This is a genomic window from Methanomassiliicoccaceae archaeon (genome assembly GCA_034928305.1).
In the GTDB taxonomy this organism is placed as follows: domain Archaea; phylum Thermoplasmatota; class Thermoplasmata; order Methanomassiliicoccales; family Methanomethylophilaceae; genus VadinCA11.
Genome location: JAYFOZ010000002.1, coordinates 25,806 through 45,413 on the forward strand (window position 1 = coordinate 25,806; position 19,608 = coordinate 45,413).

Annotated in this window: 23 protein-coding genes; 18 read left to right on the plus strand and 5 right to left on the minus strand. The window is 54.2% G+C overall.

The annotated features are described in order from the left end of the window. Nucleotides 1–69 precede the first annotated feature (69 nt). Genes VB016_01795 through VB016_01810 form a run of 4 tightly spaced genes read left to right on the plus strand, consistent with a single transcriptional unit; the run spans nucleotide 70 to nucleotide 4,048 of the window. Complete coding sequence (locus VB016_01795) at nucleotides 70–945, plus strand: ARMT1-like domain-containing protein (GenBank protein ID MEA4977272.1); 876 nt, start codon at nucleotides 70–72, stop codon at nucleotides 943–945. 31 nt (nucleotides 946–976) lie between these two features. Further along, nucleotides 977–2,017, plus strand: coding sequence for an NDP-sugar synthase (locus VB016_01800; GenBank protein ID MEA4977273.1), 1,041 nt, complete (start codon nucleotides 977–979; stop codon nucleotides 2,015–2,017). Beyond that, nucleotides 2,014–3,024 carry a kinase gene (locus VB016_01805; protein ID MEA4977274.1) on the plus strand — a complete coding sequence of 337 codons (1,011 nt, stop codon included), beginning with the start codon at nucleotides 2,014–2,016 and terminating at the stop codon, nucleotides 3,022–3,024. The genes VB016_01800 and VB016_01805 overlap by 4 nt, the downstream gene beginning before the upstream one ends. Beyond that, nucleotides 3,017–4,048: an HAD-IIIA family hydrolase gene (locus tag VB016_01810; protein MEA4977275.1), complete on the plus strand. Its 1,032-nt coding sequence runs from the start codon at nucleotides 3,017–3,019 to the stop codon at nucleotides 4,046–4,048. Before VB016_01805 ends, VB016_01810 begins: the two co-directional genes overlap by 8 nt. On the opposite strand, the gene VB016_01815 is transcribed toward VB016_01810, so the two are convergent. Continuing rightward, nucleotides 4,043–4,933 carry a glycosyltransferase gene (locus VB016_01815; protein ID MEA4977276.1) on the minus strand — a complete coding sequence of 297 codons (891 nt, stop codon included), beginning with the start codon at nucleotides 4,931–4,933 and terminating at the stop codon, nucleotides 4,043–4,045. The two genes, VB016_01810 and VB016_01815, sit on opposite strands and share 6 nt — an antisense overlap. Beyond that, on the minus strand, nucleotides 4,930–5,658 hold the full coding sequence (locus VB016_01820; GenBank protein ID MEA4977277.1) for a glycosyltransferase: 729 nt from the start codon (nucleotides 5,656–5,658) through the stop codon (nucleotides 4,930–4,932). The genes VB016_01815 and VB016_01820 overlap by 4 nt, the downstream gene beginning before the upstream one ends. A gap of 71 nt (nucleotides 5,659–5,729) precedes the next feature. On the opposite strand from VB016_01820, the gene VB016_01825 reads away from it, so the two are divergent. After that, nucleotides 5,730–6,092, plus strand: a complete 363-nt coding sequence (locus VB016_01825; protein MEA4977278.1) for an acetolactate synthase — start codon at nucleotides 5,730–5,732, stop codon at nucleotides 6,090–6,092. A gap of 23 nt (nucleotides 6,093–6,115) precedes the next feature. After that, the gene (locus tag VB016_01830) at nucleotides 6,116–7,039 is read left to right on the plus strand and encodes a branched-chain amino acid transaminase (protein MEA4977279.1); all 924 of its coding nucleotides are present in this window, start codon (nucleotides 6,116–6,118) and stop codon (nucleotides 7,037–7,039) included. Between the two features lie 40 nt (nucleotides 7,040–7,079). Here the strand turns inward: VB016_01830 and VB016_01835 are convergent, their stop codons facing one another. From VB016_01835 to VB016_01845, 3 genes are read right to left on the minus strand one after another with little or no spacing between them, the layout of a single operon-like run. Beyond that, entirely contained in the window at nucleotides 7,080–8,168 is a 1,089-nt protein-coding gene (locus VB016_01835) for a glycosyltransferase family 4 protein (protein ID MEA4977280.1), read from the minus strand. Continuing rightward, nucleotides 8,165–8,752: a hypothetical protein gene (locus VB016_01840; GenBank protein MEA4977281.1), complete on the minus strand. Its 588-nt coding sequence runs from the start codon at nucleotides 8,750–8,752 to the stop codon at nucleotides 8,165–8,167. Before VB016_01840 ends, VB016_01835 begins: the two co-directional genes overlap by 4 nt. After that, entirely contained in the window at nucleotides 8,752–9,903 is a 1,152-nt protein-coding gene (locus VB016_01845; GenBank protein ID MEA4977282.1) for a glycosyltransferase, read from the minus strand. The genes VB016_01840 and VB016_01845 overlap by 1 nt, the downstream gene beginning before the upstream one ends. 11 nt (nucleotides 9,904–9,914) lie before the next feature. Here VB016_01845 and VB016_01850 point away from each other — a divergent pair, with 11 nt between their 5' ends. From VB016_01850 to VB016_01905, 12 genes are all read left to right on the plus strand, one after another. Beyond that, complete coding sequence (locus tag VB016_01850) at nucleotides 9,915–11,369, plus strand: hypothetical protein (protein MEA4977283.1); 1,455 nt, start codon at nucleotides 9,915–9,917, stop codon at nucleotides 11,367–11,369. Continuing rightward, on the plus strand, nucleotides 11,366–12,295 hold the full coding sequence (locus tag VB016_01855) for a hypothetical protein (GenBank protein MEA4977284.1): 930 nt from the start codon (nucleotides 11,366–11,368) through the stop codon (nucleotides 12,293–12,295). The genes VB016_01850 and VB016_01855 overlap by 4 nt, the downstream gene beginning before the upstream one ends. 39 nt (nucleotides 12,296–12,334) lie before the next feature. Next, nucleotides 12,335–12,949 carry a hypothetical protein gene (locus tag VB016_01860; protein MEA4977285.1) on the plus strand — a complete coding sequence of 205 codons (615 nt, stop codon included), beginning with the start codon at nucleotides 12,335–12,337 and terminating at the stop codon, nucleotides 12,947–12,949. A gap of 1 nt (nucleotide 12,950) precedes the next feature. Next, nucleotides 12,951–13,607, plus strand: a complete 657-nt coding sequence (locus VB016_01865; GenBank protein ID MEA4977286.1) for a hypothetical protein — start codon at nucleotides 12,951–12,953, stop codon at nucleotides 13,605–13,607. A gap of 98 nt (nucleotides 13,608–13,705) precedes the next feature. Next, the gene (gene rpl7ae, locus VB016_01870; protein ID MEA4977287.1) at nucleotides 13,706–14,071 is read left to right on the plus strand and encodes a 50S ribosomal protein L7Ae; all 366 of its coding nucleotides are present in this window, start codon (nucleotides 13,706–13,708) and stop codon (nucleotides 14,069–14,071) included. Nucleotides 14,072–14,082: 11 nt separating this feature from the next. Then, nucleotides 14,083–14,295 carry a 30S ribosomal protein S28e gene (locus VB016_01875; GenBank protein MEA4977288.1) on the plus strand — a complete coding sequence of 71 codons (213 nt, stop codon included), beginning with the start codon at nucleotides 14,083–14,085 and terminating at the stop codon, nucleotides 14,293–14,295. A gap of 4 nt (nucleotides 14,296–14,299) precedes the next feature. Then, nucleotides 14,300–14,533 carry a 50S ribosomal protein L24e gene (locus VB016_01880; protein MEA4977289.1) on the plus strand — a complete coding sequence of 78 codons (234 nt, stop codon included), beginning with the start codon at nucleotides 14,300–14,302 and terminating at the stop codon, nucleotides 14,531–14,533. 4 nt (nucleotides 14,534–14,537) lie between these two features. After that, complete coding sequence (gene ndk / locus VB016_01885) at nucleotides 14,538–14,993, plus strand: nucleoside-diphosphate kinase (protein MEA4977290.1); 456 nt, start codon at nucleotides 14,538–14,540, stop codon at nucleotides 14,991–14,993. Nucleotides 14,994–15,051: 58 nt separating this feature from the next. Beyond that, nucleotides 15,052–16,797, plus strand: a complete 1,746-nt coding sequence (infB, locus tag VB016_01890) for a translation initiation factor IF-2 (protein MEA4977291.1) — start codon at nucleotides 15,052–15,054, stop codon at nucleotides 16,795–16,797. Then, a complete protein-coding gene (locus tag VB016_01895) occupies nucleotides 16,798–17,853 on the plus strand; it encodes a bifunctional phosphoglucose/phosphomannose isomerase (GenBank protein MEA4977292.1) in 1,056 nt (351 codons plus the stop codon). It begins immediately after the preceding gene. A gap of 112 nt (nucleotides 17,854–17,965) precedes the next feature. After that, entirely contained in the window at nucleotides 17,966–18,367 is a 402-nt protein-coding gene (locus VB016_01900; GenBank protein MEA4977293.1) for a 30S ribosomal protein S6e, read from the plus strand. Beyond that, on the plus strand, nucleotides 18,367–19,605 hold the full coding sequence (locus VB016_01905) for a translation initiation factor IF-2 subunit gamma (protein MEA4977294.1): 1,239 nt from the start codon (nucleotides 18,367–18,369) through the stop codon (nucleotides 19,603–19,605). The genes VB016_01900 and VB016_01905 overlap by 1 nt, the downstream gene beginning before the upstream one ends. Nucleotides 19,606–19,608: the final 3 nt, after the last annotated feature.

Here is a 19,608-nt window from a genome sequence, read left to right on the forward strand (position 1 = left end):
TTCTTTCTATTTAAACAGAGCACTATGCCCTATAGAAAATCGTATCAATGTTGCAGGATATCATATCGCATGGATATCAGGCCCGAATGCGTACCCTGTTTGCTGAGGAGAGTGCTGTTCCAGGCAAGGCTCGCCGGTAACGGTACCGAGTTCAGAGCGCTCTCGGCAGCGCTGGCAACATATGCGGAGGAATTCGCCGAAGGCCGGAACTCCGCCGAAGTGGCCACCGAGATACACCGGAGCGCTTATGCGGCGATGGGAGTGTCCGATCCCTACTCGGAGCTGAAGATCGGAGCGGACGAGGTGGCCGGGCGTCTTCTCGAAAAGGCAAGCCGATTTGTAGACCGGTCGTGCGATCGCCTCAGGGCGGCGATAACCGTATCGCTGGCCGGTAACATAATGGATTTCGGGCAGGGGAGCTCGATCGAGAGCCCGGACAAGTTCGCCGGCATCTTCGACGATCTTCTGGCACAGGGCATAGGTTCCGACGATACGGACCTGTTGAAAGACATACTGAACAATCCCGGCGATATACTGTATCTTTTCGATAACTGTGGAGAGAGCCAGCTTGATAAAATATTAATCCGGGAGCTTAAAAATACCGGAAAAAAGGTAATCGGAGTCGTCAGGGGAAAGCCGATTCTGAACGATGTTACCATGGAAGACGCTTTGCGCATAGGTCTTGACTCGGAGCTGGACGGAATCATCGGAACCGGGGCCTTCGCAATCGGCATACCGTTAAATGTGCCAGACGAAATAAATGATGCAATGGTGAAATCATGCGTCGTCGTATCCAAAGGTATGGCCAACTACGAGTCCTTGGGAAAAAGGGAGACTGTCGTGCCTGTCGCCTTCATACTGAGGGCCAAGTGTGTGCCCGTGGCGGATTCGCTGGGCGTGGATATGGGCACGAACGTCGTGCGCGTAGCTAAAGTACGCAATTAATATAATCTACGGCGTTTAGGTCGGTGATACAATGACCAAAAAGATCGATCAGGCAGTCATTATGGTCGGAGGCAAGGGTACCAGGCTCAGGCCGCTTACGGAGACCTGCCCCAAGCCCGCGCTGCCGGTGTTGGACAAGCCGTGCCTGATGTACCTCATCGAGTCGGTGGCCGCCGCCGGCATAAAAGAGGTCATTCTGGCCTGCGGATACAGGTCCCAGCAGCTCGTAGAATCCATAGGGGACGGCTCGGAACTGGGCGTCCATATATCCTATTCGTTCGAGGACGAGCCTCTTGGAACCGCTGGGGCGATTAAAAAGGTCGAAGACATGCTGGGAGATACGTTTGTCGCGGCCAACGGGGACGTATTCGCCGATATTGACATGAAAGAGGAGATAAATGAGCACTTTTCCTCCGGAGCGACGGTCACAATGTCGCTCATTCCTGTCGATAATCCGTGCGAGTTCGGTATCGCCAGGGTCGGGACGGACGGCAGGATATCCGAATTCAAGGAGAAGCCGAAGCCGGAAGAGGCCTTCTCCAACCTTATCAACGCAGGAGTCTACGTTCTGGAAAAGAGGATCCTCGACCTGGTGCCCGAAAATACCCAGTACGATCTTTCCAAGGAGCTCATACCGAGGCTTATGGACAGGGGTGACAGGATACAGGGCTACATGCTCAACGGGATCTGGCGCGATGTGGGCCGCCCATCCGATCTGATAGGCGCCAATCTGATAGCCGCCGAGAAACGGTTCGGCAAAGAGGACTGGACCGCGCACGACGTTTCGCGCACCAGTATAGAGGGGCCGTTCTTCCTGGGAGAAGGTTCCAGCATATCGGACTCCAGTTCCGAGTCCTCGGTGATCTTAAAGGGATGCAGGGTAGCAGGGAGCAGATTAAAAGGCTCCTTGATAATGCACGGTTGCAAGGTAGAGAACGCTGAGGTAAGCAACAGCATACTGGGCAACGGTTGCACGATATCATGCGGCTCGGTGATAGACGGTTCTGTCCTGGGTGACGGAACGCACGTCGCACCGGGAACCATTATAGTCGATAACGAGGTGAAGAAATGATGTACATACGCTCTAGGGCGCCTTTGAGGATAGGAATGGCAGGGGGCGGGACCGACGTGGACCCCTACGCCTCTCAGAAGGGGGGCGCCGTTTTCAACTCCACCATCTCGAAATACGCTTACTGCACGATCACTCCCAACGACACGAACAGGATGTCGATAGAATCGACCAACTACGGGAAGTATGAAGCGCCCCTGGACGGCGGGCCTCTGCCCCTGGACGGAAACATGGACCTTGTGAAGGCCGTGACCAACCACTTCGAGATCGAAGAAGGTTTCAACATGCTCCTGCAGTCGGACGCTCCTCCGGGCTCCGGCCTCGGAGGTTCGTCGACGGTCATCGTGGCGGCGATAGCGGCCATAGCCGAATGGATCGGCGAAAAGATGACCGGCCATGAAATGGCGAAGCTCGCGTACGAGCTGGAAAGGGAAGACATAGGTCTGAAGGGAGGAAAGCAGGACCAGTATGCCGCGGTGTTCGGAGGCTTCAACCTCATGAAGTTCAGGTCCGACGGAGTAGACGTCAACAGGATAAAACTGAAGGAGCACACGCTGAACGAGCTCCAGTGCAGATCCGTGCTGTGCTACACCGGAAGTACAAGGGAGTCTGCAAACATCATCGATTCGCAGGTGAAATCGTTCAAGAAAGGCGACAACGAATCCGCGCTCGACATCAGCAAGGAGATAGCCCGCGACATGGCCTCCGCTCTCGAAAAGGACGACATAGAGGAGACGGCCAGGCTTCTCGACATCGGATGGAAGTACAAGAAGCAGTTCTCGGACAAGATCACCAACCCGAAGATAGACGAGCTCTATAACGCGGCTTTGTCCGCCGGGGCGATCGGAGGCAAGGTATCCGGCGCAGGAGGCGGGGGATTTATGTTTTTCATCTGCGAATATGACAAGAAGTTCGTGGTGTCCGAAAAATTGATGAAGCACGGGGCCGTGGTAACGGATTTCCTGTTCGAACAGAATGGAGTAATGGCATGGAGGGGCGGAAATGAATGATATCATTCAGCAGGAATTGAAGAGGAGCGCAGAAGCGATCACCGGTATCGCTCCGGAACAGATACGCGCCGCGGCAGACGCGATGATCAGATCTCTCAAGGCCGGCGGGCAGGTCATATTCATGGGGAACGGCGGCTCCTCCGCCGATGCGCAGCATATCTCCGCCGAGCTTTCAGGGCGATACATGATGGAGCGCCCCGCCATGGCGGGCGTGTGCCTTTCCAACATAGCGCCCGTGACGGCCATAGGCAACGATTACAGCTACGATATGGTGTTCAAGCGTCAGATCGAGGCAATATGCAGGAAGGGGGACGCCGTAGTCGGGCTGTCCACTTCAGGAAAATCGAAGAACGTAATACTGGCAATGGAGGCCGCCAAGGAGAAAGGGGCGACCACGATATCGTTCACCGGCCCCGGAGGCACCATGAAGGACATAGCCGATGTGGCAGTGACCATCAACACGACCGAAACTCCCAGGATACAGGAGGGGTATTTCGTCGCCTGCCACACGATATGCGGAATAATCGAGAGGGAGATGTACGGACCGAAGGCCGTGTTCCTGGACCGCGACAATACCATGGCTCCCGATGTCCCATACTGCAGCGACCCCGCCGATTTCAACGTCTTCGAATACGTTCCCGCGCAGATAGCCAGGCTCAATATGGCAGGATATATGGTCATAGTAGTGACGAACCAGTCCGGCATAGGGCGCGGATATCTGGACGATGGGACACTTGCAAAGATCCACGAAAAGATGAAGTCACAGGTCGCCGAAGGCGGAGGCAGGATAGACGATATCTTCTATTGCCCGCACACGCCCGAGGAAGGATGCGGTTGCAGGAAGCCCGAGACGGGCATGGGCATCGCCGCAGTAAGGAAGCACGGAATAAACACGTCCGTTTCCTATATGATCGGAGATGCGGAGAAAGACATGGAGTTCGGACGCGACATCGGATGCAGGACGATACGCGTGGACGAAAAGTTCACTCTGAAAGATGCCGTCGACCAGATACTCGGATCATAACTTCTTCGTCGTCGAAACAGGGTCCCAGACGTTCATGTCTCCCCTGTCCGATCTGACGTAGACGGTAGCCCTCAGCCTCGAGAACATTTCCATGGCGACGGTCAGGGCGATCTTGACAGGATGGAAGCCCATATCTCTGACGGCCCCGAACATCGCATCGACCAGCAGCCTGTAGTCCCAGGTCGGTATGTCGTAGCTGTATTCTTTTTTCATGTAGCGCTCGCCGATGTTCACTCTGGTGCGCTGTTTGATGAAATCGGCAATGGTGTCGGGGCCTCTGTTGCGTATAACGGCGTCTGGAGCGTAAGCTCCTCTGTAACCGGCCTCTTCGAGCCTCATGCGGAGTATATCCTCATCGGACTGGGTGCCCATAGGCAGTCTGGTCCCGATATCCCTGAACGCCACAAGCTCGCCTATCTTCGGATGGACGGCGGAGACGTGATGGTGGAGAGTCCAAAGCATCTGCGAGGCGAAACCTGCGACAGAATTCCTGTCATTGGTTGGAACCGGGCGACCGCCCACTATGCCGACCTTGGGGTCGGAGAACGGCTTTATAAGATTGCTGAGGGCGCCGTTATCTCCGAACGCGTTGTCCGCGTTCAGCAATACTATGATCTGGGTCTTTTTGTTTTCAAGTAAGTAGTTGATCGCCGAGTTCTTTCCTTCCCTCTTCTTCTGAGGCAGGAACCTCAGGTCATCGAATTCCGCAAGCAGTCCGGAAACAATGTCGTCCGTACCGTCGGTGCTGCCGCTTGAAACAACTACGACTTCGGCGATCTCGAAACCATCGGTCCTCTGTTCGTAGACCGAGCGTATCGAGCGTTCTATATTGCTCTCTTCGTTGTACGCGCAGATTCCGATAGTGACCTGGATTCCGGAACTCATGTGAATCTCCCTGCGACGCGCGCCATCAGTTTCCCGAACGGTTCGCACTGTCTCAGTACAGATAGTATAACGGTTTTATTAAGTTTGGACTCGCCCGCCTCTCTTTTTCCGAAAACGAAAGCGATTTCTCCGATGTTGATTTCGGAAGGTCCGAATTTCAGCAGATCGAAAAGGGCCTTGAAACCCTTTTTGTCCATCTCGGCCCCGTACGCAAGAATGACGCTTTGATAAAGTTCGGTCCTTCCTCCGAAGAAGCCGCTCATTATGTCGCCGGATTTCTTCTTGTCTCTCAGCCACAGCGTCATCGCGGCCATGAAATGGGCGCCCCAAGAGGCAAGCCACCTGACCGGCGAAAGCGCCGTCCTGTCCTCCCTTATGCCGACACAGAGGTCCGCACCGTTCAAAAGACGCTTATATGCAGGACCTACGGCCTCCGGAGGGTGCTGGAAGTCGGAGTCCATATTGATAAAGAACTCTGTTCCAGCTTCCGTAATTCCCTGGAAGATGCTGGCGGACAGACCTCTGTCGTCAGGGTCCCTTTCTATGAATTTGATCATAGGGTCATTCAGGTCGTCTATCAGCTCCTTCGAGCCGTCCCCTGAGTTATCGTCCATTATGAGAATGAAGAAGTCGGGATAAAGTTCCCTAAGGCGCATTGCCATCTTCTGGATGTTCCCCGCTTCCTTGTAAGTGGGTAGTATGACGGTGCACGAAGAATCTCCCATTGGACCATACCTACTATCCGAAACGACTATATCATATATGCGCACCGTTATTACGCGACGGGTCGCAAGCCATGTACGTTATATCACTTGTGGTTAAAAACGAGTTTGGGGTCATGCAGAGGGTCATGGGCGAATTCACTCGAAACAAGATCAACGTCGAAACGATCGTCGTCGGGAAGTGCGAACAGCCCGGCAAGTCGAGGATGGTACTCTCCGTTATAGACAAGAACGATGCGGTGACGGCCATGGGACGCCTCGAAAAGCTTCAGGACATTTACGAGTCCGAGCTTGTCACAGAGGAAGGACAGTCCGCTTACGCGCTACTGTCCACATCCAAGGGCAACGTCGGTGTGGTCGGAAGTTCCGACCAGGTCGACGAGATAATAGAAATGAGCGCTCCGGACAAGTACGTTTCCGCGCTGAACGCTCTATAATCATTTTCAACGGAAGGATCTAGATGGAAAAGAGCAAATTAATCTGGTTCAACGGCAGGATGGTCAATTGGGAGGACGCGAGGATTCACGTCATGTCTCACGCCATGAACTACGGGACGGGCGTATTCGAAGGCATACGTGTCTACGAAACACCGAAGGGAAAATCGGTCTTCAGGCTTAAGGACCACGTTCGAAGGATGGTCGGCGGATGCAAGGTCATGGGATTCGAAATGGAGTTCGGCGGTAAGGCCTATGGCGAGAGGGAGATCTACGACGCGATACTCGAGACCGTCAGGAAGAACGAAAAGGTCGATTATGTCAAGCCCTGTATTTTCCTGAGCGGCGAAGAGGTCGGCCTCAATCCAGTCGGAGTCCCCACAAGCATGTCGATAACAGCGATCTACATGGGCAATTATCTGGGGGAGAGCGACAACGGGATGAAGCTCATAACGTCGTCATGGCAAAGGCCCGACAACCTATGCGGTCCGGCCGGAGCCAAGGTCAACGGTGCGTACGTAACGTCCTGCCTGGCCAAAAGGGAGGCCATACGCCAGGGTGCCAACGAGGCGGTCATGCTGAACTCGGTCGGACACGTCGCGGAATGCACCGGCGAGAACATATTCATCTACAAAGACGGCAAGATTATGACCCCGCAGTCGTCGGAGTGCATATTGGAGGGCATAACCAGGAACTCGGTCATACAGGTCGCCCGTGACATGGGATACACTGTTGAAGAGACAGAGATTTCAAGGACCCAGCTGATAACCGCGGACGAGGTCTGGATGACGGGAACGGCTGCAGAGGTCGCACCTGTCACGGTGATAGACGCCAGGACCATCGGTACGGGAAGGGTCGGAGAGACCTCGAGGAAGATCGGTAAGAAGTTCCACGAGATAGTTACCGGCAAGGACCTCAAGTACGAGGAATGGCTGGATTACGTAAACTGAAAACCATTTACCCGCCGATCGGCGGGTTATGCCTTTATTTTTAGAGAACGTCCCTTCCCTGCGCCACTGTGCCCAGGACTTCTTCCAGCCGCCCGATGTGGTTGTTCCAATCGTATATCTCGGCGCGGGACCTGGCCAAAGATCCCATTTCCCGCCTCTTATTTTCATCGGAAAGAAGCGAGTTCATCGCACCCGCAAGGGCGGCAGGGTCTCTTGGCGGAACGACGCATCCGGCGGCCCCAACGGTTTCGGGAAGGCCGTTCACGTCGGTGCAAACGATCGGCCGCCCGTAAGACATCAGCTCTATCGAGGCAAGACCCAGCGATTCAAATAACGATGGCATTGCAAAGAATTTGCAGGACCCCATAAGCTCGGCCTTTTCCTCCTCGCCGACATACCCTTTCATCTCGATCCTGTCGTCTAAGCCCAGTTTCCCGATCTGTTTCTTCAATCTGGATTCCTCCGGACCTTTACCGCATATTATGAGCCTGCAGTCCACGCTCTTCATGGCCTCCACCAGATATTCGAGCCCTTTGGTCCTTACCAGACGTCCCAGGGAGAGGATGAAATCCCCCTCCTCGCAGGACCTCTCCGGGAACGAGCTCAGGCAGGAAGGTATGACCGTCATCTTACCGTCCGGTATGCCTCTGGACGCCAGGTCTTTTCTGACATAGTCGCTGACGCAGATTATGTGGTCGAAGGTCTCCAAGGTTCCCCTGAACCTGTTATCGTTGAACTCCGAGAGCTTGGACTGCCACCCTATGCCCTCGCCCCACACGTTGTGGTATGTGAAAATCTTCTTTCCGTCGTATTGTTTCAGGTCTTTGTTGTACGAATGAGCCCAGCGATAGTTATAATTTACAACATCCGGGTCCATCGACTTCAATGATTCCAGGACCCCTTTTGAAGAAACGAACGGGGGATTGTATATATCGATGAATTTGGATTTCAGACGGACGATGCGGTAGCCGTCTTCCGTCATCTCCTCTTCAGAGGTATCGGGCAGCCGGCTCGTCAGTACCGTAACGTCATGTCCTCTTTGTGCCAGCAGTCTTGCGGTATCATGCATTCTGTGCTCTATGCCGCCTCTGTACGGATAGAAGAACGGGTTGACGTCTACAAACTTCACCCTTCTATGCCCTCCTTTTTCCTTTTGAGCAGGGATGCTGCGAAACTTACCGCTATGATGACGAACACCATTATTATCGTGAAGGTCTGGGCCATATCTGAGCTGAAGAACACGTAGAAGAACTTGCTGAACAGCAGTATAACGCCGAACTTGAGATAGCATCCCAGCACGATGTAGAACATGCATTTTCTGAATTGCCAGCCTTCGACCATGGAGATGAAAGCTCCCGCGAACGGCACCATGGGTGCGAAACGGTTGACCAGAAAGATCCGTTCGTCGCTTACCATCAGGAACCCGATATACTTACTGGCCACCTTCTTTATCCTTTCGGGCATCCGGATGCGCTCGACTATCACATAAAGCAACGCTATCCCGAGGACCTCGCCGATGGAAGCGGCCACAAGGAGCGCGATGCCGAATGTTATGCTCTCAGGCATGTACATGAAGCCGATAACGAAAAATAATTCGGGAAGCGTCGGGAAAAACACCGCGTCGATGAAGAATATCAACGCAACGAACAGGATCACTCCAGCCGCGCCGTAGGGGCCGAAAACACCGAGCATCCACTCGCTTATACTGAACATTATTTTTCCTCCGATCTCTTCTTTTTGGCTTCTATGACCTCTCTGTAAAGGTCCACGGTCTTTTCTACCGAAAGTTCCGCCGAGCAGCCCCTGGCGGTCTCGAGCGAGGCGTTTCTCACTTCGTCACCTGCGTTCAAGGCTTTTTCAATGGCGACCGTGCATCCCTCCTCTCCGTCGAACAGGAACCCGTTCTCACCGTTCCTGATTATGCTCGTGAAGGCCCTGGCATTGCGGCATGCGCACGGCAGTCCGGAGGCCATCGCCTCAAGGATGGAAAGCCCCTGGGTCTCGAACCTGGAGCAGGATATCACAGCGTCCGCCGCCGCGTAGGCGTACGGCAGGTCCGCATCCGGGACGAATCCCAGGAATTTTACTTTATTTTCCATACCGAGGTCCCTCACAAGACCCTCTAGTTCTTCCTTCTGGGGCCCTGCTCCTGCGATGATCAGGGACGCTCCGTCGACATTCTTCATGGCACGTATTGCCATATCGATCTCTTTCTCGAAAGAGATACGGCCCACGAAAAGGACTATTCTACTGTCATCCAATCCATATTTCTCGATGAACCTTCCGCCATCAAGCCCGGGGCGGAATACCGAGGTGTTCACGCCCGTGGGTATCACGCGGAGAAGCCTGATCTTCTGGGAATGTCCAGTGAGCTCCTTCCCTATCGCTTCCGTGGGAGCGATGACGGCGTCCATCCTCTTCATGGCGTTCTTCAGGTATAGCCATACCATCCCTCTGAGCTTCCCCTCCGGTAAACGTATCGGAGAGTATTGCTGCATCACATCGTCGACCATTGTGTGAAATGTCATGACCGCAGGTATTTTCAGGTAATGTGCCAGTATAAGTCCTCTCACGGCCATTGTAGCGACCCCGTGTACGTGAATGACGTCAAGGTCGAGGCCGCGCATCCGGGAATAGTCCGCCGAGGGCAATACCGGTACGAAGTAGCCCTTGTACGTTTTGAAGCTGACGGACCTGAGCCATAGGACATGGTCGTCATTCACTCTCTTATCCTCTCCCGGGTCCGGGGCGACGACCCAGACCTCATGTCCCAGATCCTCCAGCGATTTGCGTATAGTGGTTATCGAAGTGACCACCCCGTCCCGTGTGGGATAATAGCTGTCGGTCAACATGGCTATACGCATGGGGGCGGCCAATGATATCGGATGTTATAATCCTTGTCCGAACGCTGATATACGCAGAAGTTATTCGAGCCATCATGGGAGATTGTGCCGAGCCGAGCCCCTCAGCGCATGTCCTGAGACTATTCTTCAAGAAACCCATAGTGCTTCTTGCCATAGCGGGGATAATCGTAAGGGCCGTGCTTATCCCGTTGGCCACGTACAACTACGATATCGGATTCTGGGCGACCACTATCCAGCACGCTCAGTCCGGGCAGGGGCTCTACGACATCTCGGGCTACTATTACACTCCGGTATGGGGGTACATACTGGGGTTCATCGGCCTTCTGGCCAATTTTCTGTTCGGAATAGGCTCTTACGGAACCATTGCGGATCCGTTGCTCCCGGTAATGGGCGCGGAATGGGAGTACTACGGTAAGATGGTGGTATCTCCCGGATTCAGCATACTGGTCAAGTCGTTTTTGACGTTGGTGGACATCATATGCGGCTATCTGATCTATCAGATGGTCAAAAAGCTCGGACATGACGAGAAGAAGGCAACGTTGGCGTTCGGATTATGGTTCATCTGCCCCATAGTGATCTACGCATCTGCGGCGCAGGGGACCTTCGACAACATCTCCATCATGTTCATGCTTCTGACGCTGCTTCTTATAATGGATGGAAAGTACGCGACGGCAGGGGCAATGTTCTGCCTTGCCGCATTCACCAAGTTCTTCCCTGCCTATCTTGTTTTCATATTCATCGTATGCATTGTAAGAAAGCACGACGACAAGGCCGTGCAGATAAGGTCCGTTGCATATGCCGTGGCAGGGTTCCTGGTCGCGGCCTTCCTGATATTCCTTCCCCAGTTCATGCACGGGACCACTGCGGAGGCCTTCGGGTTTGTGGTCTCGCGCGTCTCCACCATCTCCGGGTCGGCCACATCTATGTGGGACACGATCACTTCCAGCGGGAACCTGGTGGTGGTCGCGCTACAGCCGGTCATATTCATATTGGAACTGGCTATAGCATTCGTGGCGTACAGGATCCCGAATGATGTTTTCAAACGCAATCTGATGCTGCTGCTGTTGCTGAGCTCCGCGGCAGTTTTCCTGTGGACCCCCACCCCCACGTACCTTCTTCTGATACTGCCATTTCTGATATGCGTGGTGGCGACCGCCGACACTCCTCCGGGAAAAAGGTACATCGTGCCGCTGATATCCATCGCAGTAACGGCGACGCTTTTTGCCATCACCATGAACAGCTACGCGCTCTTCTTCCAGGATTCGATATATTATGGACTGGTGTCCTCCGAGACGATACTTAACGGCATCGGGTGGCTGAACACCGAGATAATGACAGGTATCACAAGGCAGACGCTCCTGAACATAGTGATGGGCGCGGCAGTGACCATTTCAATCTACTCGGTCTTCGTAACTTACATCTGTAACTATCGGAGAGACAGGTCCACGGAGGAGGAGTCCCCGTGAAAAAGAACGTCGGCATAATGATCGTCATCGTCGCAGTGGTAACGATGGTCGGCATCGGGGAGGCCAGCATTTATTTTGTCAATCCCTACAGCTACGGATCGGACTTAGATATCGGCATATCCGGGGCCGAGTACACGCTGGAAGCGTCGGAATCCATAGAATACAATGTAATCGCATTGGACAACCACGGCGTCTCGCCCGTGACGGAGCTTATAATATGCCTGGACGGCAGCAACTACTATGCCAGCATCGAGAACGAGCTGGAGTTGAGAGGATTTACAAATATCATCTTAGCGGAAGTTGCGGAAGTTCTCGGGGAAATGAACGGCGATGCGACGGGGCGGGCCATACTCTTCCCCTTCGGGCTTTTTCCCGAAGAGATCTATGACGGGGACGCAACGGACCCGCTGTTCGCCGACTGGATGGACGCAGGCGGTTCGATATATTGGTTCGGCTGCTCCGAGATCCCGGACGATACGTATCTTCTCCCCTTCGGCCTGACCGCTGACAGTTTCAACACATCGGCCGGCCAGGAAAAGGTGAGCCGCTCAGGCGACATATGCAACCAGCTCCGCCTGAGGACCCACAACGTCTATCACGGCCTCAGGTCCGAAATCGGGACCCCTCTTGCCTACGTGTCCGAGAGCGGTTACAGCTCGATCACGGCAATGAAAGTCTCCCAAGGGACAATGGTCTTTGTAGGCGGCGATATGGACGACGACCACTCTTCGGACTGCGCCCAGATAATAGCTTCCGGGATAACATATGCGACGACCGTGCTGGACTACCGGGAAGGTATCGTAAACGGCAACATAAGCGGCGATATCACATATGCCGCCAGCGCCGAAGAGAACGTGACCGTGTATGTTCATATGGGCGGCTATTACACAGTCTACGGGGAAAGGTTCCAGTCGGTCAACGCCTAACTGCAAATTCTTATTATACGACGTTCCAATCACAGTCCGATGTCCCCATTGGATATTGTGTCCGTGTTACTGTCGTTAGCCGTCGCCGCCATATCGGTGGCCAGCACAGATGTGGACTGGATGTGGCTCGCGGTATCCGCCATCGGTATCGTGCTGGTGCTGTATCCCAAAAAATATCTCGGCGGCAGAGGTTACAACGGTTTCCTGCTCGTCGCATCCATGGTGCCGATGGCCGCCCAGGCGGCACTCGGCGGATACATGTGTTTTGAATGGACGTATGACCTGTGGGTCGTTTCCCTGGTCCTGCAGTCGTGGACCTGTGTGGTATACGGTTACATGCTGGCACTGCTTATCGACGCATCTACCGAGATAGTACTCTCCAAGCGGTGGATACTTCTTTTCTCGTTGCTTTTCGCCCTATCTATATCTGCAATGTATCTTTTTATCCAGTTCGCCTCGATGTACTTCCAGGGCGAGCCGGTCTTCAATACGGATTTCCAGGGCGCCGGTATGGACGATACCAGGATATGGATGAACTCCCAGCTCATGACCCCGCCCACCGTGGCCGTTCCCGTGACGATAATAGTGGCTTTAGCGATGAGGTTCTGGACGCAGAGGACGGAAAAATCGGAACTTCTGAAAGGGGGCGCCTGATATGGACGAATCTAAAAAGGATACAGTCTCGGATGCGATATGCGTCATAGCGTTCGCGGCCCTTCTCATACTGACCATCCGCTCCTACTTTTTCGAGGACAGGCTGGAATATCAGCTGAACACAGGCCTCTTCACTTCGATATTCTGTCTTGTGCCGATGATGTTCCGCCGTGCAAAGATCATGAGGCTGCCGATGTTTTTCGTCCTGATGATCGAGGTGGCGATATTCATCCACGGGTACGGTGTGCTTTTCATGCAGTACGACGACCTGCTTTGGTACGACTCGGTCACCCATACAGTATCATCGGTAGTGGTGGGATTGTGCGTCTTCTATGCGCTGATGGTCGTGGACGGCCATGACAAAAAGGTCCGGCTGGGGAAGAGGGGCCTGTCTATCTTCATAGTCCTCGGAATGCTGACCCTGAGCGTGTACTGGGAGGTTTTCGAGCTGGTGGTGGACATAATCTCGGGCACCAACATGCAGTACAGCCCGTTCGATACGATGAGGGACATGCTCTCCAACACCCTCGGCGGGATAGTGGTCGCCCTTTACGTCAGATGGTTCATGGGCAGACATCCCGATTACGATGCAGCAAAGGAATTCAGGCTGCATCCCAGGCTGACGAAGTTGGCAGGGCACGCACACCGCACCGAATGACGGCGACCAGCAATTAATTTATATGAGCAATAGATAGCAACACTGCTCTAAAGAGCCGATGATTGATGAAGGTCATTGACCGGAAAGAGGTAATCTAAATGTCTGTATTTGTAAAGTTTGAGACACCGAAAGAGCTTTCTGACAAAGCCTACCAGCTCGCGGAGATCGCGAGGGACGGCGGCAAGATCAAGAAAGGAACCAACGAAGTTACGAAAGCCGTAGAGCGCGGAGACGCGGCAATGGTCATCATGGCAGTTGACGTCGACCCGCCCGAGATCCTCGCCCACATTCCCGCACTATGCGAAGAGAGGGGCGTTGCGTACATTTACGTACCCAGCAAGGCGGAACTCGGAAACTCGATCGGCCTCGAGAAGCCGACGGCCTCTATCGCTATAATAGATGTAGGCAAAGGCAAACAACTCTGCGAAGAGATTGCCCAGGCAGCAAAGAATCTCAAGAAATGATGGTGATCTGAATGGTAGACACTGACAGCATCCCCGCGGAGGTCGTAGAGATTATCGGCCGCACCGGGATGACCGGTGAGGCCACCCAGGTCAAGGTCCGTGTACTTGACGGTCGTGACAAGGGAAGGATCATCACCAGGAATATCATGGGTCCGGTCAGGATGGGGGATATCCTCATGCTGAGAGAGACCTCGAGAGAAGCCAGGAAACTGGGAATGAGGTGAGACGTTGGTCGAGATTAGAAGATGCTCGTTCTGCGGCACCGACATAGAGCCCGGTACCGGCAAGATGTATGTGAAGAGGGATGGAACCGTTCTCTTCTTCGACAGCAACAAGTGCTACAAGAACATGATTGAGCTCAAGAGGGTCCCCAGAAAGACCGCTTGGACCATGAAGGCCGGCGACGAGAAAGCAGCCCGCCTTAAGTTCGAAGAGAAGCGCGCTACAGAAGAGAACAAGTGATTCCATGGCAATCGAAAGAACGTACCTGATGATCAAGCCGGACGGAGTCCAGCGCGGACTCTGCGGCGAGATCGTCTCACGCTTCGAGACGAAGGGCCTGAAGATCGTGGCTATGAAGTTCATGAAGATCTCCAAAGACACCGCGGAATTCCACTACGGAGAGCACAAGGGCAAGAAGTTCTACGACTCTCTGATAGACTACATCACGTCCGGCCCCGTGCTGGCGATGGTGCTGGAGGGAGACAACGCGGTCGCGGTCTGCAGGAACATCATGGGGAAAACCAATCCTCAGGAATCCGCTCCCGGGACGATACGCGGCGACTATTGCATGGTCACAGGCGTGAATATGATCCATGGGTCCGACTCGGCAGAATCGGCCAAGAGGGAGATATCCATCTTCTTCAGGCCTGAAGAGCTCGTCGAGTACAAGCGCGACTCAGACAAGTGGATTTACGAGTGAGAAAACCATTTCCCATTAAACCCTTTAAATATAACTGACGGTGGGGGCATGGTTTCGAATGGCAATAAGGCAACCGGTCGTCAGCGTGCTCGGTCACGTTGATCACGGAAAGACAAAGCTTCTGGATAGGATCAGAGGCACGTCTGTCCAGGCCAGAGAAGCCGGGTCGATAACCCAGCATATAGGGGCCACCGAAGTGCCGATAGACCACATCTACAAGATGTGTGCCCAAATTCTAGGTAAAAAGAGATTCAACGTCCCGGGACTTCTGTTCATAGACACGCCCGGGCACCAGGCATTCATGACCCTCCGTGCAAGAGGAGGTTCCCTGGCGGACCTCGCAGTACTGGTGATCGATATCAAAGAGGGCCTGATGCCCCAGACCATCGAGTCGATAAGGATTCTGAGGCAGTACAAGACACCGTTCGTCATCGCGATGAATAAGATCGATACGATACAGGGGTGGAACAGCGTCGAAGGCCGTCCGTTCATCCTTTCCGAGAAGTCTCAGCAGGAACGTACGATGGAAGTGTTCAACGAAAAGATGTACAACATCATAGCGCAGATGTCCCAGGAAGGCATTTACGCAGACCGTTACGACAGGATCGACGACTTCACCAAGACCGTCGCACTCGTGCCTATCAGCGCCAAAGAAGGCGAGGGGATCCAAGACCTGATGCTGGTGCTCATAGGCCTGGCACAGCGTTTCCTCGAGTCGAGGCTCGAGAAGAGCGAAGGTCCCGGCAAAGGAACCATATTGGAGATCAAGGAGGAGCGCGGGCTCGGGAAGACCCTGGACATAATTCTTTATTCGGGCACCATCCGCCGCGGCGACACCGTTGCGCTCGGAACGAGAGGCGCTCCGATCCTCACAAAGATAAAGGCCATATTGAAACCGAAGCCCCTGGACGAGATACGCGACCCGAGGGACAGGTTCGATTCCGTAAAGGAGCTCAACGCGGCGGCGGGCGTCAAGATATCGTGCCAGAATGTGGACGGCGCCATCGCCGGAGGTCCGATCATGGTGGTCAGCGGGCCCAACGACCCGCTAATTTCAACCATCAAAGAAGAATCGCAGATCAAGGTCGATATCGTAGAGGCCGGAATATCCATCAAGGCGGACGCCGTCGGATCGCTGGAGGCGCTGGCCTTCGAGGCGAAACAGGCCGGAATATCCATCAGGAAGTACGGCATAGGCGAGATAACCCGAAGGGACATCGTCGAGGCGGCATACGGGGACAGGAACGAAAGCGTCATCCTCGGATTCAATGTGACTATTTCCAAGGATGCCGAGGCCGAGCTTCAAAATCAGCCGATAGCCGTCTTCACAAATCCCATAGTCTACCAGCTGATCGATGAATACGTGCTGTGGCGCGACGAGGCCAAGAGGAAGGCCGAGACCGACAAGCGCTCCGAGTTCGCGTTCCCGGCGAAGATCCTCCTGCTCCCGAACTGTACGTTCAGAGTCAGCAAGCCCGCCATAGTCGGCGTTCGCGTGATAGCAGGGAAAATAAGGATAGGTCAGAAGCTCGTCACGCCGACGGGCGCAGAAGCCGGTAAGATAAAGAGCATCCACACCGGAGAGGACACTTTGAAAGAGGCCTCTCAGGGAGACGAGGTCGCCGTCGGCATAGAGGGCGTTACTGCGGGAAGGCAGATAAACGAGGGCGACGTCCTGTATGTGGACCTGTTGGAGTCATCGGTAAAACAACTTCCGAACATGGACCTGAACGGTGACGAGAAGGCGGCTATGGAAGAGCTCATCGCCATAAAGAGAAAAGAAGACATGTTCTGGGGGATGTGAGTGAAGTATACAGCCTCAAGTGTTCTGAAAAAGGATCCCAGCGATATCGCGGGAGATATATACGCATTCTTGGACAACCTTGAGGAATCGATGAAGGTCCCTCTTAAGATGGACTTCAAGTTCAAGGTGATCCTGTTCTGCGGGATGGGAGGTTCGGCGATCGCGGGCGACATCATATCCGACTGCGTGGCAGACTCCGCGAAGTGCCCCATCAAGATCCAGCGCTTCCCGGACATCCCGGAATGGGTGGACAAGGACGCACTGGTCATAATTTCAAGTTATTCCGGCAACACCAAGGAAACGCTCTCGATGTACGAGCAGGCCATAGCCAAGAATGCCCAGATAATAGTGCTGTCATCGGGCGGCGAGATATTGGAGCGAGCCGAGAAGAACAAAGATTTCATAATCAAGGTGACTCCCGGACTCCAGCCCAGATGTGCCCTGGGCTACACACTGGGAATCACGATCAACATCATGGACGCGCTGGGAGATCCCACCAGCAAGATCGCCATACAAAGGGGGCTCCCCAAGCTCAAGGTGCTCAGGGACGAGCTCTCCAGCGACACCAGCATAGCGTGGGAGGTGGCCCGCAGGATCGACGGCAAGGTGCCTATAATCTATTCCACCACCGACATAGCATCTTCGGCCCTCAGGTGGAAGAGCCAGATGAATGAAAACTCGAAGATGATGGCCTTCTCCGGTTCGATACCTGAGTTCAGCCACAACGAGATATCGGGCTGGTCCGAGGGAGACGTAAGGGACAAGTGCATGCCGATATTCCTTTACGAGGAAAGGATGAACAAGTACAAGCGGAACGCCATAAACGCATCCATAGAGACGCTGAGATCTTACGGCATGGAGCCCATGGTACTGAAGATACGCGGCAAGAACGTAACGGAGAAGATCATCAGATCGGTAATGATCGGAGACTACGTATCCCTGTATCTGGCATATATCTCGGGGGTGGACCCCAGCAGCGTCGCGTCCATCGACGAGTTCAAATCCCGTCTCACAAAGCTCCTGACGGGCCGCAAGAAAAAGATATCCGTCCGATGAGACGGTGTACCTTCTGTGTACCAGACCATGCGCGAAGCCCTTTTATCGAGTCTTCTCCTTATCAAAAAGTATATAAGCAACGCTCGGCTAAGGCGGTTCTACAGGTGTTCAAATGGTAGACTTCAAAACTATCGTCAATGACGTTAAGACGGGCAAATCATACAATGTTGCCGTGTCGGGCCACCACGCGAACTCTCTGATTGGTAAAAACATCGGAGAGGTCGTAGACGGAATTTTCGTAGGGCTCCCCGGTTACAAGCTAAAGATCACAGGCGGAAGCGACGGAAACGGCACTCCCATGAGGAAGGACCTTCCCGGCGCGAAGAAGAGAAAGCTCCTGCTTTCCGACGGTCTCGGATTCCACGAGAAATATCCAGGAGAGAGGAAGAGGACAGCTGTCCGCGGTTCCACAATCTCGGCCGAGATCGTACAGATCAACATGGCCATCGCAGAGTATGGACCCAAATCAGTTGAGGAGACCTTCGCCTCCGGCGCAGCTCCCGCGGAGAAATGATGAAGGTCCCCAAGCAGCCCGAGGCAAACATCGGGATGATCGGTCATGTCGACCACGGCAAGACAACGCTGACCAAAGCGCTTTCCGGGGATTGGACCGACCGTCACTCCGAAGAGGTGAAGAGAGGGATCTCCATCCGCCTCGGATATGCTGACGTAGCATTCTATAAATGCCCGCAGTGCCAGGGCGCCGCAGCTTATGGCACTGAAAAGATGTGCAAGAACTGCGGTTCAGAGGCCGAATTGCTTCAGGCGGTGTCGTTCGTTGACGCCCCCGGGCATGAAACTCTTATGGCGACCATGCTTTCCGGAGCTGCCCTCATGGACGGCGCCCTGCTTCTGGTCGCGGCGAACGAGCGCTGTCCACAGCCTCAGACCAAAGAGCATCTCATGGCCCTTTCGATCATAGGCATCGAGCACATCGTGATCGTTCAGAACAAGATAGACATAGTCACAAAGGAACAGGCCCTGGATAACTACAGGGAGATCAAGGCCTTCGTCAAAGGGACGGTGGCCGAGAACGCGCCCATCATACCGATATCGGCAAACCACGGAGTGAACATCGATATGCTGATCGAGGCCATCCAGAAGCACATAATCCACAAGATCAACAGAGATACCGAGTCCTCTCCGCTGATGCACGTGGCCCGTTCTTTCGACATCAACTCGCCTGGTACACTGCCTAAGGACCTGAGAGGGGGAGTCATAGGAGGAACCCTCATTCGTGGCAGGCTCAAGATAGGGGACGAGATCGAGATCGTCCCGGGCAGAAGGGTAGAGGTCGCAGGCAAGATGACCTACGAAAAGATCACTGCAAAAATCACATCCCTCGAGGGAGGGGGTCACATGGTGAAGTCCGTGGAGCCCGGAGGGCTTATAGCCATCGGGACAGAGCTCGACCCGTCCATAACAAAGTCGGACGGCCTTACAGGCACGATGCTGGGGTCCCCCGGTAAACTGCCCGCCGTCGTGAACGATTTCACAATGCAGACCGTGCTGATGGAACGTGTCGTAGGCTCCTCGTCCGAACTCAGTGTCGAAGAGATCAAGAGCAACGAGCCGCTCATGCTGAGCGTAGGTACCGCAACCACAGTAGGTGTGGTAAAAAGCGCCAGAAACGGTTCAGCCGACGTGGTCCTGAAAATACCCGTGTGCGTGATGCCCGGGCAGAGGGTCGCAATATCCAGAAGGATCTCCAACAAGTGGAGGCTCATCGGATACGGCCTCGTAGAACAGTGAGAC

What these genes read in the sequence shown, in the direction of transcription:
- VB016_01845 (MEA4977282.1), bottom strand. Translation starts at nt 9,903, where the DNA reads ATGCGTATAGCCATGTTGACCGACAGCTATTATCCCACACGGGACGGG.
- rpl7ae (MEA4977287.1), top strand. Translation starts at nt 13,706, where the DNA reads ATGTCTGTATTTGTAAAGTTTGAGACACCGAAAGAGCTTTCTGACAAA.
- VB016_01850 (MEA4977283.1), top strand. Translation starts at nt 9,915, where the DNA reads ATGATATCGGATGTTATAATCCTTGTCCGAACGCTGATATACGCAGAA.
- VB016_01815 (MEA4977276.1), bottom strand. Translation starts at nt 4,933, where the DNA reads ATGAGTTCCGGAATCCAGGTCACTATCGGAATCTGCGCGTACAACGAA.
- VB016_01805 (MEA4977274.1), top strand. Translation starts at nt 2,014, where the DNA reads ATGATGTACATACGCTCTAGGGCGCCTTTGAGGATAGGAATGGCAGGG.
- VB016_01795 (MEA4977272.1), top strand. Translation starts at nt 70, where the DNA reads ATGGATATCAGGCCCGAATGCGTACCCTGTTTGCTGAGGAGAGTGCTG.
- ndk (MEA4977290.1), top strand. Translation starts at nt 14,538, where the DNA reads ATGGCAATCGAAAGAACGTACCTGATGATCAAGCCGGACGGAGTCCAG.
- VB016_01820 (MEA4977277.1), bottom strand. Translation starts at nt 5,658, where the DNA reads ATGGGAGATTCTTCGTGCACCGTCATACTACCCACTTACAAGGAAGCG.
- VB016_01900 (MEA4977293.1), top strand. Translation starts at nt 17,966, where the DNA reads ATGGTAGACTTCAAAACTATCGTCAATGACGTTAAGACGGGCAAATCA.
- VB016_01875 (MEA4977288.1), top strand. Translation starts at nt 14,083, where the DNA reads ATGGTAGACACTGACAGCATCCCCGCGGAGGTCGTAGAGATTATCGGC.
- VB016_01905 (MEA4977294.1), top strand. Translation starts at nt 18,367, where the DNA reads ATGAAGGTCCCCAAGCAGCCCGAGGCAAACATCGGGATGATCGGTCAT.
- VB016_01865 (MEA4977286.1), top strand. Translation starts at nt 12,951, where the DNA reads ATGGACGAATCTAAAAAGGATACAGTCTCGGATGCGATATGCGTCATA.
- VB016_01810 (MEA4977275.1), top strand. Translation starts at nt 3,017, where the DNA reads ATGAATGATATCATTCAGCAGGAATTGAAGAGGAGCGCAGAAGCGATC.
- VB016_01800 (MEA4977273.1), top strand. Translation starts at nt 977, where the DNA reads ATGACCAAAAAGATCGATCAGGCAGTCATTATGGTCGGAGGCAAGGGT.
- VB016_01840 (MEA4977281.1), bottom strand. Translation starts at nt 8,752, where the DNA reads ATGTTCAGTATAAGCGAGTGGATGCTCGGTGTTTTCGGCCCCTACGGC.
- infB (MEA4977291.1), top strand. Translation starts at nt 15,052, where the DNA reads ATGGCAATAAGGCAACCGGTCGTCAGCGTGCTCGGTCACGTTGATCAC.
- VB016_01860 (MEA4977285.1), top strand. Translation starts at nt 12,335, where the DNA reads ATGTCCCCATTGGATATTGTGTCCGTGTTACTGTCGTTAGCCGTCGCC.
- VB016_01830 (MEA4977279.1), top strand. Translation starts at nt 6,116, where the DNA reads ATGGAAAAGAGCAAATTAATCTGGTTCAACGGCAGGATGGTCAATTGG.
- VB016_01825 (MEA4977278.1), top strand. Translation starts at nt 5,730, where the DNA reads ATGTACGTTATATCACTTGTGGTTAAAAACGAGTTTGGGGTCATGCAG.